This window comes from Streptomyces sp. NPDC040589 (genome assembly GCF_055594445.1).
Genome location: NZ_JBVIWP010000012.1, coordinates 203027 through 217046 on the forward strand (window position 1 = coordinate 203027; position 14020 = coordinate 217046).

13 protein-coding genes are annotated in these 14020 nt (G+C 74.0%); 8 read left to right on the plus strand and 5 right to left on the minus strand.

Annotated elements, in window-relative coordinates; translation table 11 throughout:
* The first annotated feature begins 35 nt into the window (after positions 1 to 35).
* Complete coding sequence (locus tag ACZ58V_RS37145) at positions 36 to 1226, plus strand: hypothetical protein (protein WP_468192523.1); 1191 nt, start codon at positions 36 to 38, stop codon at positions 1224 to 1226.
* 28 nt (positions 1227 to 1254) lie between these two features.
* On the opposite strand, the gene ACZ58V_RS37150 is transcribed toward ACZ58V_RS37145, so the two are convergent.
* Both ACZ58V_RS37150 and ACZ58V_RS37155 read right to left on the minus strand, forming a co-directional pair.
* Positions 1255 to 2601 (minus strand): PH domain-containing protein, encoded by a 1347-nt coding sequence (locus ACZ58V_RS37150; RefSeq protein ID WP_468193005.1) that lies wholly within the window; start codon positions 2599 to 2601, stop codon positions 1255 to 1257.
* An 83-nt stretch (positions 2602 to 2684) separates the two neighbouring features.
* Entirely contained in the window at positions 2685 to 3218 is a 534-nt protein-coding gene (locus ACZ58V_RS37155) for a PH domain-containing protein (protein WP_468192521.1), read from the minus strand.
* A 31-nt stretch (positions 3219 to 3249) separates the two neighbouring features.
* Between ACZ58V_RS37155 and ACZ58V_RS37160 the strand changes: the two genes are divergently transcribed.
* Complete coding sequence (locus tag ACZ58V_RS37160; RefSeq protein ID WP_215119813.1) at positions 3250 to 4401, plus strand: NADH-quinone oxidoreductase subunit D; 1152 nt, start codon at positions 3250 to 3252, stop codon at positions 4399 to 4401.
* A gap of 18 nt (positions 4402 to 4419) precedes the next feature.
* On the opposite strand, the gene ACZ58V_RS37165 is transcribed toward ACZ58V_RS37160, so the two are convergent.
* Positions 4420 to 5421, minus strand: coding sequence for an SAM-dependent methyltransferase (locus tag ACZ58V_RS37165; RefSeq protein ID WP_471295617.1), 1002 nt, complete (start codon positions 5419 to 5421; stop codon positions 4420 to 4422).
* Positions 5422 to 5539: 118 nt separating this feature from the next.
* On the opposite strand from ACZ58V_RS37165, the gene ACZ58V_RS37170 reads away from it, so the two are divergent.
* Positions 5540 to 6733: a sensor histidine kinase gene (locus ACZ58V_RS37170; protein WP_468192517.1), complete on the plus strand. Its 1194-nt coding sequence runs from the start codon at positions 5540 to 5542 to the stop codon at positions 6731 to 6733.
* A gap of 101 nt (positions 6734 to 6834) precedes the next feature.
* On the plus strand, positions 6835 to 7506 hold the full coding sequence (locus tag ACZ58V_RS37175; RefSeq protein ID WP_382589498.1) for a response regulator transcription factor: 672 nt from the start codon (positions 6835 to 6837) through the stop codon (positions 7504 to 7506).
* Between the two features lie 47 nt (positions 7507 to 7553).
* Here ACZ58V_RS37175 and ACZ58V_RS37180 read toward each other — a convergent pair whose 3' ends face one another.
* Positions 7554 to 8663, minus strand: coding sequence for a DUF5937 family protein (locus tag ACZ58V_RS37180; protein WP_471295620.1), 1110 nt, complete (start codon positions 8661 to 8663; stop codon positions 7554 to 7556).
* 159 nt (positions 8664 to 8822) lie between these two features.
* Here ACZ58V_RS37180 and ACZ58V_RS37185 point away from each other — a divergent pair, with 159 nt between their 5' ends.
* A complete protein-coding gene (locus tag ACZ58V_RS37185; protein ID WP_468192514.1) occupies positions 8823 to 9044 on the plus strand; it encodes a hypothetical protein in 222 nt (73 codons plus the stop codon).
* Here ACZ58V_RS37185 and ACZ58V_RS37190 read toward each other — a convergent pair.
* Positions 9034 to 10221 (minus strand): threonine aldolase family protein, encoded by a 1188-nt coding sequence (locus ACZ58V_RS37190; RefSeq protein WP_471295623.1) that lies wholly within the window; start codon positions 10219 to 10221, stop codon positions 9034 to 9036. The genes ACZ58V_RS37185 and ACZ58V_RS37190 overlap by 11 nt on opposite strands.
* Positions 10222 to 10371: 150 nt before the next feature.
* Here ACZ58V_RS37190 and ACZ58V_RS37195 point away from each other — a divergent pair, with 150 nt between their 5' ends.
* Genes ACZ58V_RS37195 through ACZ58V_RS37205 form a run of 3 tightly spaced genes read left to right on the plus strand, consistent with a single transcriptional unit; the run spans position 10372 to position 14017 of the window.
* Complete coding sequence (locus ACZ58V_RS37195) at positions 10372 to 11310, plus strand: Rossmann-like and DUF2520 domain-containing protein (protein ID WP_468192510.1); 939 nt, start codon at positions 10372 to 10374, stop codon at positions 11308 to 11310.
* Entirely contained in the window at positions 11307 to 12299 is a 993-nt protein-coding gene (gene panC, locus ACZ58V_RS37200) for a pantoate--beta-alanine ligase (RefSeq protein ID WP_468192509.1), read from the plus strand. Before ACZ58V_RS37195 ends, panC begins: the two co-directional genes overlap by 4 nt.
* Positions 12296 to 14017, plus strand: a complete 1722-nt coding sequence (locus ACZ58V_RS37205; RefSeq protein ID WP_471295626.1) for an L-aspartate oxidase — start codon at positions 12296 to 12298, stop codon at positions 14015 to 14017. Before panC ends, ACZ58V_RS37205 begins: the two co-directional genes overlap by 4 nt.
* Positions 14018 to 14020: the final 3 nt, after the last annotated feature.

The window sequence follows — 14020 nt, forward strand, 5'->3', positions numbered from 1 at the left end:
ACCATGATTCGCCTACGCGCGGTAAGTTTCTGGCCATGCCACGTGGACGACACCGCCATTCCCCGCCCCTGCACAGGCTGCTCCCCCCGTCGGCGATCGCAGGCGTCTCCCTCGTCTGCGCCCTGGGGCCCTGGGTGTTCACGGATCCGATGGCGCTGCGCGGTCTGGCCGCGGCAGCCGCGGCGACGGCGGTCGTCGGCGCGGTCGTGCTGCGCCGCTGGGACAGCCAGGCGGGCAAGCGCGTCGCCGACCTCACGCGCGGGCGCGCGAGCGACGAGTGGCGCTTCGAGGAGCGCGTCGCCGAACTGGAGGGCGACCTCGAGGAGTCCCGCGAGCTGCGCGTGAAGCTCGAGCAGCGGCTGCGCGCCAAGCGCACGGAACTGGCCGGGCTGCGCAACGAACACGCCGCGCTGCTGCGCCGGTACGCCACGGCCGAGACCGAGCGCGCGAGCGTCCTCGAGGAACGCCGGGTGCTGGAGATCGAGGCGACGGTTCCGGTGCGGGCCGCGCTGCCCGCGGGGGCGGCGAAGACGGCGGACGCTTCAGCGGAGACGGAAGAGGCACCCGCCGCGGCGGTCGAGGACCTGACCGTCGAGGCGGAGCCGGCGGTTCCGGCCGTCTTCTCGCCGGAGGGCTCCCGGCTGTTCCTGCGTGCGGCGGCCGCGCTCGCCCGGTTCGACGGCGACGCGGCCCCGGACCCGGACGGCGGCCCGGACGGCGACGGCGACGGCGCCCCCGAGGACGACGAGGACGAGCCCGCGCAGGAGGGGAAGGACGAACAGCCGGACCTGCGGGAGCCGTCGCACGCGGACGAGCCGCAGGGGCGGTCCGAGGCGGTGGACGGGCACGAGCGCGCGGCCGCCGGCACGTCCGCCACGGCCGAGACCGAGCGACTCCCGCAGTCTGCCTCCTCAGGTCACTACACGGTGCCGACCGCGGTGGCCGTCGCACCGCAGACGCCGGTGCGGCGCCCGGTGACCGAGGGCGGCTTCGACTTCTTCGGCGCGAAGCGGGAGACGTCCCGCGCCGCCCTGGAGGCCGTGCAGAACGAGGACCTGGCGGATGTCGTCGGCCAGGAGGCCCTCGCCCTGCACAAGGCCGAGGCCGAGGCCCGGTACAAGCCCGCGGACGAGGAGTCGCGCGGGATCGGCCAGGTCATCGACCTGACCGCGCACGACGAGACGGAACAGATCGACGTGCAGGGGCTGCGCAGCGCGGTTTCCTGAAGCCCGCGCCTTTTCGGTTCTCGGCCGGTCACGCCATCCAGCGGTCCGGCAGCGCGTCCCTGCGCCCGGTCCGGGACCGCTCCGCCTGCCGGGCCAGCAACTCGCGTGCCTCGTCCGCGTCCCGCAGCCGCGCCCGCACCACCTTGTTCGCGCCGGTGTCCACACAGACGTCGGCCACGCCCCGGGCCCGCTCCCAGGGCCCCTGCGTCATCCGTACGCTCTGCACCTTGGCGTGCGGCACCAGCGCCAGAGTCCGCGCCAGCAGCCCGGAGCGCGCCGCGAACACCGCGTCGGTGACGGCGAGTCCGTACCCCCGCCACCACACCGGCACGCACCACCGGGCGCGGCGCGGCGACGGCGACAGGGCCGCGCTCTCCGGCACGGTCACCCCGGGCAGCACCAGCGCGACGACGGTCTCCGCGAGTTCGCGCGGAGCGACCGGCACCAGCACGGAGTTGGACGAGCCCGCCACATCGAGCTCCACGCGCACCCAGCCGCGCCGCCGCCACAGCAGCGGCTCCACGATCCGCACGGTCTGCACCCGGCCCGGCGGCACCGTCTCGTGGGCCCGGTCCAGCAGGCCGTGGTCGATGCGCAGCCCGTCGGGCGACTCGCCCACCGTCCAGTCGTACTCGCCGACGAACCGCCCCACACTGCTCGCGCCCGCCGCGCCCAGCAACGGCAGGGCGACCGCGAGAACTGTCCACAGGCTGTGGGTGACCAGCCACAGCACCGGCGGAACGACGAGCGCCGCGGCCAGCGACCCCCAGGTCGCGCCCGTCAGCACCAGTGACACGGCGAGGACACCGGGTGGCACCCGCAGCAGCTGCCGGGACGGCGCCTCACCGACCTCGTGCGCGGTCTCGGGCGCGAAACCGGCCGCCCGGGCGAGCAGTTCGGCCCGCAGGGTCCGTGCCTCGTCCGCGCCCAGGAAGGCCAGTTCGTCCTTCTTGTCGGTCCCTATGACGTCGAGTTTCAGCTTGGCGACGCCCGCGACCCGGGCGAGCAGCGGCTGCGTGATGTCGATGGCCTGGATGCGCTCCAGCCGGATGTGCGCGGTCCGCCGGAACACCAGGCCGGTGCGGATGCGCAGCTCGGTGTCGGTCACCGCGAAGTGCGTGAACCACCAGGAGCAGAAGCCGTAGAGGGCGGCGGCCGGGACGATCACGGCGAGGCCGATCAGCAGCGTGGTCGTCGTCAGCCGGGCCAGATGGCGCTGCGCCCCGTCGGGGTCGTGCACGGCCCAGCCGATGACCACGGCGACCGGCGCCCAGGCCCGCCGCAGCGGTGTGACGGGGTGCAGCCGCCGCTCGGCCAGGGCGCCGGCGGGTTCGGCGGGTTCGGGGGTCTTGGCGGGCTTGGCGAGCTCGGTGATCCCGGCGCCCCCGGTGGTCTCGGTGGCCCCCGCGGCCCCGCCGGCCTCTGTGCCCCGGCCGGTCTCGGCGCTCTCGGGCGTCGTCACAGCCCCGCCGATCGGGCCTCGCCCAGCTCGGTGAGCCGGTCGCGCAGCCGTTCCGCCTCGGCCGGGTCCAGGCCGGGGATGGTCGCGTCGGTGGCCGCGGCGGCCGTGTGCAGCTGCACGCTGGCCAGCCCGAAGTGCCGCTCGACGGGCCCGGAGGTGACCTCGACCAGCTGCATCCGCCCGTACGGCACGACCGTCTCCTCACGCCACAGCACGCCCCGGCTGATCAGCAGGTCGTCGGCGCGCTCGGCGTACCGCCAGGAACGCCAGTTGCGGTCGATCATCACCCAGCCCCAGGCCATCAGCGCCAGCGGCAGCACCGCGAAGACGGCCCAGGCGGGCCCGGCCAGCAGGCCCGGCAGCAGCCCGGCGGCCAGGGCGATCAGCCCCAGCCACACCACCAGCAGCAACCGCCGCATCTTCAGCAGCCCTGGCGGCAGCGCGATCCACACCGGCCCGTCCTCGACCGCCCCCGCCGTGCCCTCGACGGACGCCGCCGGCTCCGCCTCCCGCGCACTCCCCGTATCCATGAGGCCAGCGTACGTAGGAGAGACTGTGTCCATGACTCCTACGACGGAGACCATGGTCGGAATCGGCGGCGCCGCGGAGAGCACCGACATGGTGCTCAACATCGGACCCCAGCATCCCTCCACGCACGGCGTGCTGCGGCTGAAGCTCGTCCTGGACGGCGAGCGCATCACGCACGCGGAGCCGGTGATCGGCTATATGCACCGCGGCGCGGAGAAGCTGTTCGAGGCGCGCGACTACCGCCAGATCATCATGCTGGCCAACCGCCACGACTGGCTGTCGGCGTTCTCCAACGAGCTGGGCGTGGTCCTCGCCGTGGAGCGGATGCTCGGCATGGAGGTCCCCGAGCGCGCGGTGTGGCTGCGCACGCTGCTCGCCGAGCTGAACCGGGTGCTCAACCACCTGATGTTCCTCGGCTCGTACCCGCTGGAACTCGGCGGGATCACCCCGATCTTCTACGCCTTCCGGGAGCGCGAGGAACTCCAGCACGTCATGGAGGAGGTCTCCGGCGGGCGGATGCACTACATGTTCAACCGCGTCGGCGGCCTCAAGGAGGACCTGCCGGCCGGGTGGACCACGCGCGCGCGTGCCGCCGTCGCGGACGTGCGCTCGCGGATGGACCGGTTCGACGACCTGGTGCTCGGCAACGAGATCTTCCGGGGCCGCACCCGGGGCGTCGGCCGTCTCACGCCCGAGGCCGTGCACGCGTACGGGGTCAGCGGGCCGATCGGGCGCGGCTCGGGCGTCGACTTCGACCTGCGCCGGGACGAGCCGTACCTGGCCTACGGCGAGCTGGGCGACGTCCTGAAGGTGGTGACCCGGCAGGAGGGCGACTGCCTCGCCCGCTTCGAGTGCCTCCTGGAGCAGACGCACAACGCGCTCGACCTGGCCGACGCCTGCCTCGACCGGCTCGCCGAGCTGCCGCCGGGGCCGGTCAACCAGCGGCTCCCGAAGGTCCTGAAGGCACCCGAGGGCCACACGTACGCCTGGACCGAGAACCCCCTCGGCATCAACGGCTACTACCTGGTCAGCAAGGGCGAGAAGACCCCGTACCGGCTGAAGCTGCGCTCGGCCTCGTACAACAACATCCAGGTGCTGACGGAGCTGCTGCCGGGGACGCTGGTCGCGGACATGGTGGCGATCCTGGGGTCGATGTTCTTCGTGGTCGGGGACATCGACAAGTAGGTCCCGACCAGCGGGCCCTCAGCCGGAGAGCACGTCGGGGATGCCCACCGGCTGCACCAGCCACCCGAAGTCGCCCAGCCCTCCCGCCGCCGTGAGCTCGGCGGCCTCCCCGGCGCTCGCGAGGGCGCGGACGTAGGCAATGGGGTCGGTGGACGCGAGCGTGAGCGGGGGGCGTACGCCGGTCATGCCCAGGGCGTGCAGCGCCTCACGCTGGGGGAGGAGCCGCGCGCCGGGCAGCGCGCACGCGTCGAGCGCGACATGGGCGGTGATGTCACAGGAGCCGTCCGGTACGGCCGTGGTCTCGCGGCCCTCCCGGAACCCGGTGAGCGTCCCGAACGGCGGCCGGGCGTCCGCCGCGTGCGCGTAGTCCACGGCGACCGCGAGCCCCCGGTCGAGCGTGGCGACCGCCGAGGCCCAGGCCTCGTCCCTGGTCAGGCCGATCTCGGCCCGCAGCCCCGGCTCGCCGGGCAGCGGCCACCACCGCCGCAGCCACCGCGCCTGGTCCCCGTCGACCGGCTCCCCGAGCCGCTCGCTCCCGTCCTCCCGGACCAGCACCAGCCGGGTGGTGCCCGCGGAGTCCACCTCCGCGACCTCCACCGGCACGTTGTCCAGCCACTCGTTGGCGAACAGCAGCCCCGTCGTCCCTTCCGGGGGCGCGGCCAGCCACTCGATCCGGTGATCGATCCCGGCGGGCCGCCCGGCGATCTCGACGGCGTACGCGCGCGTGCGGGCCGCCACCTCGGCCGGGAGCGCGGCGAGCACCCCGCCGGCCAGCTCGCCCCGCCCGGCCGCCATGTCGACGAAGTCCAGCGCCGCGGGCCGTCCCAGCGCCTCGTCGACCCGGCACAGCAGCCGCGCCACGGCCCCTGCGAACAGCGACGAGGCGTGCACGGACGTACGGAAGTGCCCGGCCGGCCCCTCCTCCCGCCGGTAGAACCCACCCGGCCCGTACAACGCCTCGTCCGCCGCCGCTCGCCACCCACGCCACTCGTGCAACTCGGGCCTCGTACCTGGTGTCACCGGGTCAGGGTAAGCGCACACAACGAACGCAACTCCACCTTGCGGAGTACGTGCGCCCGGTGCGGATCGGTCCTCCGGTTGACCCCTGCACCTATTCCGCTTCCCTACGCTGGGTTACGTGCAGCGCCTCTATGACTTCCTCCGCAGGCACCCGATGTGGGTCGACGGCTCCTGGGCCGTGGTCCTCCTCGGGATTTCCATGGTCGGCGGAGTGGCGGGCGGATACGGTCCCGTGGCCGCCGCCGTCCCGATCACGCTGCTGCTCTGCCTGGTGGTCGCGCTGCGCCGCCGGATGCCGGAGAAGATGCTGCTGCTCGCGGCCGGGGTCGGTGTGGCCCAGCTGATCACCGACGTCGAGATGGGGCCCGCCGACTTCGCCATGCTGGTGATCGTCTACACCGTCGCGGTGGAGGGTGCGCGCTGGGCCTCCCGCTTCGCGCTGGGCGCCGGCCTGTGCGCGGCCCCCGTGGCCCACCTGCGCTGGCCGAGCGATCAGACGACGAACGTCGCGGGCAACATCGCCCTGACGGTCTTCATGACCGTGCCCTTCGCCCTCGCCTGGGTGCTCGGCGACTCCATCCGCACCCGCCGCGCCTACTTCGCGCAACTGGAGGAGCGGGCCACCCGCCTGGAGAAGGAGCGCGAGGCCCAGTCCAAGGTCGCCGTCGCCGCCGAACGCGCCCGGATCGCACGCGAGTTGCACGACGTCGTCGCGCACAACGTCTCCGTGATGGTGGTTCAGGCCGACGGTGCCGCCTACGTCCTCGACGCGGCTCCCGACCAGGCGAAGAAGGCCCTGGAGACCATCTCCTCCACCGGCCGCCAGGCCCTCGCCGAGATGCGCCGCCTGCTCGGCGTGCTGCGCACCGGGGAGCACCAGGAGGCCGGCGAGTACGTGCCGCAGCCCGACGTCCAGCAGATCGAGGACCTCGTCGAGCAGTGCCGCGCTTCCGGACTGCCCGTCGACTTCAAGGTCGAGGGCACCCCCCGTCCGCTGCCCAGCGGCGTCGAGCTCACGGCGTACCGCATCGTGCAGGAGGCGCTCACCAACACCCGCAAGCACGGCGGGCCCAACGCGGGCGCGAGTGTGCGCCTGGTGTACTTCGACGACGGCCTCGGCCTGCTCGTCGAGGACGACGGCAAGGGCGCCCCGCACGAGCTGTACGAGGAGGGCGGTTTCGACGGCCAGGGCCACGGCCTCATCGGCATGCGCGAGCGGATCGGCATGGTCGGCGGCACCCTGGACGCCGGACCGCGCCCGGGCGGAGGATTCCGCATCAGTGCGCTGCTGCCGCTCAAACCCGCCAACTGACGCCGGCACACACGCCCTTCGCTGACACCTGTAACGCTCCCACCGGCAACGTTCCCACCCGTAACACTCCCATCTGCAAAAGAGACTTGGAAGAGGACCCGATGACGATCCGCGTGATGCTCGTCGACGACCAGGTGCTGCTGCGCACCGGGTTCCGGATGGTGCTCGCCGCCCAGCCGGACATGGAGGTCGTGGCGGAGGCGGGTGACGGAGTCGAGGCCCTCCAGGTGCTGCGGTCGACCGAGGTCGACGTGGTGCTGATGGACGTCCGCATGCCGAAGCTCGACGGTGTGGAGACGACCCGCCGGATCTGCGCCGACACCGACCCGCCGAAGGTGCTCATCCTGACCACCTTCGACCTCGACGAGTACGCCTTCTCCGGGCTGAAGGCGGGCGCCTCCGGCTTCATGCTCAAGGACGTGCCGCCCGGTGAGCTGCTCGCCGCGATCCGCGCCGTGCACAGCGGGGACGCGGTCGTCGCGCCCTCCACCACCCGACGGCTCCTGGACCGCTTCGCACCGATGCTGCCGGGCACCGCGAAGCAGCCCCAGCACCAGGAGCTGGAGCGGCTCACCGGCCGCGAGCGCGAGGTCATGGTGCTGGTCGCACAGGGCCTGTCCAACGGCGAGATCGCGGCCCGGCTCGTGCTGTCCGAGGCGACCGTGAAGACGCACGTGGGCCGCATCCTGACCAAGCTGGGCCTCAGGGACCGGGTGCAGGTCGTGGTGCTGGCCTACGAGACGGGGCTGGTGCGGGCCGGCGGCCACGGCTGAGCCGGGCGGCGACCGGCCGGCTCCCGTCGGCTGTCCGAGGCTCCCCTCTATCTGAGGATCCCCTCCAGGAACTCGCTGCCGAGCCGGGCCACCACCGTCACATCCAGCTGGTGCAGGACGTAGCGCCCGCGGCGGCGGGTGGTGAGCAGGCCCGCCTTCTTCAGCACGGCCAGGTGCCGGGATATCTCCGGGGCCGTCATGCCGTGCACCTGCGCCAGCTCGCCCGTGGTGTACGCGCTGCGGGCCAGATTGCGGCACATCCGCATCCGCACGGGGTGGGACAGCGCGGTCATGCGCAGGGCGAGCTGTTCGAGATTGGGCGGGGCGGCGAGCTCGGGGGAGCCGACCGGGTAGTGCAGCACCGGCTGCCAGCCGTACCGGTGCAGGACCATCAGATGCGGCCAGCCCAGGCTCGTCGGGACGAGCAGCAGGCCGCCGTCACCGGTGGACGTGCCGTCGTCGCCGCCCAGTTTGTCGACCGTGATCCGGGCGGCCGCCTCGTCGAGCGTGATCGCCGGGGACACCGCGGCCAGCGCCTCGGCCATGCCCCTGCGCCGGAAGAGGTCCGTCTTCAGCCGCGCGTCCGCCGCGAGCTGATGGCGCAACCGGGACCAGGCCTCCGCGAAGAACGCCTCGTCGCAGTCCTTGAGGAACTGCCGCAGCCAGGCCCGGATCGAGGGCGGGTCGGCCAGCAGCCTTCGGCTGAACCGCAGTTGCTGGGGCCCGCGCGCGGCGGCCAGGTCCAGGGCGCGGCGGCGCACCTCGGGGTCGGACAGCGCGGTGGGCCCGCACGAGCCGTACCCGAGGGCACAGGTGAACTCCAGCGCCGCGTCCACGAACTGCTCGTCCGACAGCTTGTCGAGCAGGTCCAGCTCCTCGGCGAGCGTGCCGCCCGGGAGCGTGCCGCCGCCCGGGACGCCGGCGAAGGGCATGAACAGGTCCGAGAACGTCGACCGCCACAGGAAGTCGGCCTCGCACATCCGGTCGGCCAGATGCGGGTCGAGCCGGGCGGTCACGCCCGTCACCCAGCCCTGGAGACCAGGATGGTGCCCCGGCTCGGACAGCGCGTGCAGCGCCATGCCGAGCTCGGCCAGGGGGGAGGGCACGACGGCGATCTCCTCCGGCCGCAGCCCCGTGATGTCGATGTGCACGCTCATGCCTTCATGGTGCACCCCGCCACTGACAGCGTCCCCGTCGATTGACGGGCGTCGTCAATCGACGCGACGTCGCCCCCGGCGTGGGCGCAGGGTGGGAGCACCGGGGCAGCCGCGGAGCCTTCGGACCTCCATCACCCCGTCCAGCCGAGGCGATTCACCATGAGCATCACGCAGCAGCACCTCCTCGACGTCTACCGCGCCCAGCGGCTCGGCGAGCCGGCCCCGCCCGCGCCCGGCACACACGACCGGCGGGTCGTACGGGAGTGGCGCGACGAACGACAGTTCCGCGCGGTCCTCGCCGGGCGCCCGGCCCGCGTGCGGCAGCGCATCCGCCACGCCCTGGGCCGGTGGCTGCTCTTGAGGCGCCGTACTACCTGCTGATCAGCCGGGCGACGAAGTCGGAGACCGCCGTCCTCACGTCCTCGGCGGTCCACTCCAGCCCGGGGGAGCGCACGCACACCTCCGTGCCGGCCAGGCCCGGACCGCCCCGGCTCCAGGCGGCGGCGAACAGGAAGACGCCCGTCTCCTCGGCCGTCCGGACCGACGCCTCCGTGAGGACGTCCGCGTCGTACGGCAGCCAGACCTGGAAGTCGTGGGTGTGCGGCACCTCCGGGTACACGCGCGCCCACGGCACCCCGGCCGCCGCGAACCCCTCGCGCAGGGCGGCGGCCACCACGCGCGCGTGGGCGACGTACTCCGGCAGCCGGGGCAGCTCACGCTCCAGTCCGGCCAGGGCCGACAGGGCCGTGGGGAACTGCTGGAAGACCTGCCCGCCGTACCGGTGCCGCCAGGTCTTCGCCTCCTCCACCAGCTCCTTCGGGCCGGCGAGCGCCGCGCCGCCGAACCCCTCGAGGGACTTGTAGAACGACACGTAGACGCTGTCCGCCAGGCCCGCGATCTCCTCCAGGGACCGGCCGAGGTGGACGGTGGACTCCCACAGCCGGGCGCCGTCGAAGTGCACCACCGCGTCCCGCTCCCGCGCGGCCTCCACCACCTCCGTGAGCTCCTCCCAGGACGGCAGCACGAAACCGGCGTCCCTGAGGGGGAGTTCCAGCATCAGCGCCCCGAAAGGCTCCTCGAAGTCGCGCACCTCGGCGGCGGTGGGCAGCCGCGGCTCGTCCGTCACACGCACCGGGCGCAGGCCGCCGACCTCGCTGAACGCGTTCCGCTCGTGCACCTCGGGATGGCTGAGCGCGTGCAGGGCGACGGTCGGGTTGCCGGTGCGGCCCGCCCAGCAGCGCAGGGCCACCTGCTGGGCCATCGTGCCCGTCGGGAAGAACGCGGCGGCCTCGGTGCCGAGCAGCCCGGCGACCTTCGTCTCCAGCGCCTCGACGACCCCGTCGCCGTACACGTCGGACAGCTCGTCCAGGTCGTACAGGCCCTCCGCCCCGTCCAGCTCCGCCAGACGCTCCCGGAGCGTCTTGTGGAAGCCGAAGCGCGCGAACACCCGCCGCGCGCCGCGATGGGCGGCCAGCCGCCGTCTACGGAGCCCCGCGCGCCGCTCGTGGTCCGACAACTGCCCGGTCGCCTGCTCGTCCTGTTCCGTCGTGTCAGTCATGCCCCGGATCCTGCACCGCGCACGCGCGTGCGAGCATCCGCATTTCCGCACACCCTGTGGACGACCGAACACCCCTCGAACCGATCGCGTTAACATGACGAGAAATCGTCCGGTACCCGGAGCGGACTGGAACGGGAAGGCCGCCGTCGAGTGAACACAACCCCACAGCCAGAGCCCAAGGACCGCCCCGCGCGGCTCACCGTCGGCGTCGTCGGCGCCGGCCGCGTGGGACCCGCACTGGCCGCGGCCCTGCAGCTCGCCGGGCACCGCCCGGTCGCCGTCTCCGCGGTCTCCGACACCTCCCGGCGCCGTGCCGCGCAACTGCTGCCCGACGTGCCCGTGCTGCCGCCCGCCGAGGTCCTGCAGCGGTCCGACCTGGTCCTGCTGACCGTTCCGGACGACGCCCTGCCCGACCTGGTCGCCGGACTCGCCGACACGGGGTCCGTACGGCCGGGACAGCTGCTCGTCCACACCTCCGGGCGCTACGGCGCCCGGGTGCTCGACCCCGCCCTGCGCGCGGGCGCCCTGCCGCTGGCCCTGCACCCCGCGATGACCTTCACCGGCACGCCCGTGGACGTCCAGCGGCTGGCCGGCTGCTCCTTCGGCGTCACCGCGCCCGAGGAGCTGCGGCTGGCCGCCGAGGCCCTCGTCATCGAGATGGGCGGCGAGCCGGAGTGGATCGCCGAGGAGAACCGGCCGCTCTACCACGCGGCGCTCGCCCTGGGCGCCAACCACCTGGTCACCCTGGTCGCCCAGTCCCTGGAGCTGCTGCGCGCGGCCGGGGTCGCCGCCCCCGACCGGATGCTCGGCCCGCTGCTCGGCGCGGCCCTGGACAACGCCCTGCGCTCCGGCGACGCGGCCCTCACCGGCCCGGTCGCGCGCGGCGACGCGGGCACGGTCGCGGCCCACGTCACCGAGCTGCGCCGGCACGCCCCGCAGACCGTCGCCGGCTATCTGGCGATGGCCCGCGCCACCGCCGACCGGGCCCTGGCCCACGGCCTGCTGAAGCCGGAGCTCGCCGAGGACCTCCTCGGGGTACTCGCCGACGCGAGCGACGGCACCGACGGCATCGAAGGGGACGCCCGATGACCACCACCTTGCTGAGCACCGCCGGCGAACTGCACGCACGCGTGCGTGCGGGCCGCCGCGCCGTGGTGATGACCATGGGCGCCCTGCACGAGGGCCACGCCACGCTGATCCGCACCGCGCGCGGCATCGCGGGCCGGGACGGCGAGGTCGTCGTCACGGTCTTCGTCAACCCGCTGCAGTTCGGCCAGGGCGAGGACCTCGACCGCTATCCGCGCACCCTGGACGCCGACCTCAAGCTCGCCGGGGAGTCCGGCGCGGACGTCGTGTTCGCCCCCGCCGTGGACGAGGTGTACCCCGGTGGCGAGCCCCAGGTCCGCGTCACCGCGGGCCCCATGGGCGAGCGCCTGGAGGGCTCCGCCCGCCCGGGCCACTTCGACGGCATGCTCACGGTCGTCGCCAAGCTGCTGCACCTGACCCGCCCCGACGTCGCCCTGTACGGCCAGAAGGACGCCCAGCAGCTCGCCCTGATCCGCCGCATGGTCCGGGACCTGAACTTCGGCGTGGAGATCGTCGGCGTCCCCACCGTCCGCGAGGACGACGGCCTGGCCCTGTCCAGCCGCAACCGCTACCTCTCGCCCGTCGAGCGGCGCACCGCCCTCGCGCTGTCCAGCGCCCTGTTCGCGGGCCAGGACCGGCATGCCGCCCAGGAGGCGCTGCGGGCCCGGGCCCGTGAAGTGCCCGCCACGCGCGCGCGTGCCGAGGCGCTCAGCGCCATCGGCGAGTCCCGCGCGGCGGCCGACGCGCACGCCGTGGCGACGGCCGTCCCGGGCGGCCCGGCGGCCGTCCGCGCCGCAGCCCGGCAGGTCCTGGACGAGGCCGCCCGCCTCGACCCGCCGCTGGCCCTGGACTACCTGGCCCTGGTCGACCCGTCCGACTTCACCGAGATCGGGCACGACTTCACCGGCGAGGCGGTCCTCGCCGTGGCCGCCCGGGTCGGGGCGACCCGGCTGATCGACAATCTCCCCCTCACCTTCGGAGCCGCCTCGTGACCAGCACAGGCATACGACTGCACGCGCCGGCGCCCGGGTGGTCCATCGCCGCGGACGTGGTCGTCGTCGGCTCCGGCGTCGCCGGCCTGACCGCGGCCCTGCGCTGCCAGGCCGCGGGCCTCAAGACCGTCGTCGTCACCAAGGCCCGCCTCGACGACGGCTCCACCCGCTGGGCCCAGGGCGGCATCGCCGCGGCCCTCGGCGAGGGCGACACCCCCGAACAGCACCTCGACGACACCCTGGTCGCGGGCGCGGGCCTGTGCGACGAGGAAGCCGTCCGCATCCTCGTCACCGAGGGCCCCGACGCCGTACGCCGTCTCATCGAGACCGGTGCCCGGTTCGACGAGTCCACCGAGGGCGGCCTCGAACTCACCCGCGAGGGCGGCCACCACCGCCGCCGCATCGCCCACGCCGGCGGTGACGCCACGGGCGCCGAGATCTCCCGCGCCCTGGTCGACGCGGTACGCGCGCGGGGTGTGCGCACGGTCGAGAACGCGCTCGTTTTGGACCTCCTCACGGACGCCGAGGGCCATACCGCGGGCGTCACCCTGCACGTCATGGGGGAGGGCCAGCACGACGGCGTGGGCGCGGTCCACGCACCCGCCGTGGTCCTCGCGACCGGCGGCATGGGCCAGGTCTTCTCCGCGACCACCAACCCGTCCGTCTCGACGGGCGACGGCGTGGCGCTCGCGCTCCGGGCCGGAGCGGAAGTCAGCGACCTGGAGTTCGTCCAGTTCCACCCCACGGTCCTCTTCCTGGGCCCGGACGCGGAGGGCCAGCAGCCCCTGGTCTCCGAGGCGGTCCGGGGCGAGGGCGCCCACCTGGTCGACGCCGACGGCGTGCGTTTCATGCTCGGCCGGCACGAGCTCGCCGAACTGGCCCCCCGGGACATCGTCGCCAAGGGCATCACGCGCCGCATGCAGGAGCAGGACGCCGAGCACATGTTCCTCGACGCCCGGCACTTCGGCGCCGAGATGTGGGAGCACCGCTTCCCGACGATCCTCGCCGCCTGCCGCGCCCACGGCATCGACCCGGTCACCAGCCCCATCCCGGTCGCCCCGGCCGCCCACTACGCCTCCGGCGGCGTGCGCACCGACTCCCGGGGCCGTACGACGGTCCCCGGCCTGTACGCGTGCGGTGAGGTCGCCTGCACCGGCGTGCACGGCGCCAACCGCCTGGCCTCCAACTCCCTCCTCGAAGGCCTGGTCTACGCCGAGCGCATCGCGGCCGACATCACGGCGAGCCACGCGGAGAACGGCCTCCTCACGCGCGTGCCCCGCCCGCTCCCGTACCCGGAGACCCCCGAGCACCCCCTGCTCACCGCGGAGGCCCGCTTCACGATCCAGCGGATCATGACCGACGGCGCGGGCGTGCTCCGCTCGGCCGGGTCCCTGGCCAAGGCCGCCGACCAGCTCCAGCGACTGCACACCGACGCCCGCGACGCCCTCGCCGAGAACGGCAAGACCGCCGAGCCCGGCGTCGACACCTGGGAGGCCACCAACCTCCTGTGCGTGGCCCGCGTCCTGGTCGCCGCCGCCCGGCTCCGCGAGGAGACCCGGGGCTGCCACTGGCGCGAGGACCGCCCCGAGCGCGACGACACCGCCTGGCGGCGCCACATCGTCGTACGCCTGAATCCGGACCGCTCGCTGGCCGTGCACACCACGGACACCACACACTTCCCTACGACCCTCCCGCCCCAGGCCCCCCAGGAGCAGTGACCG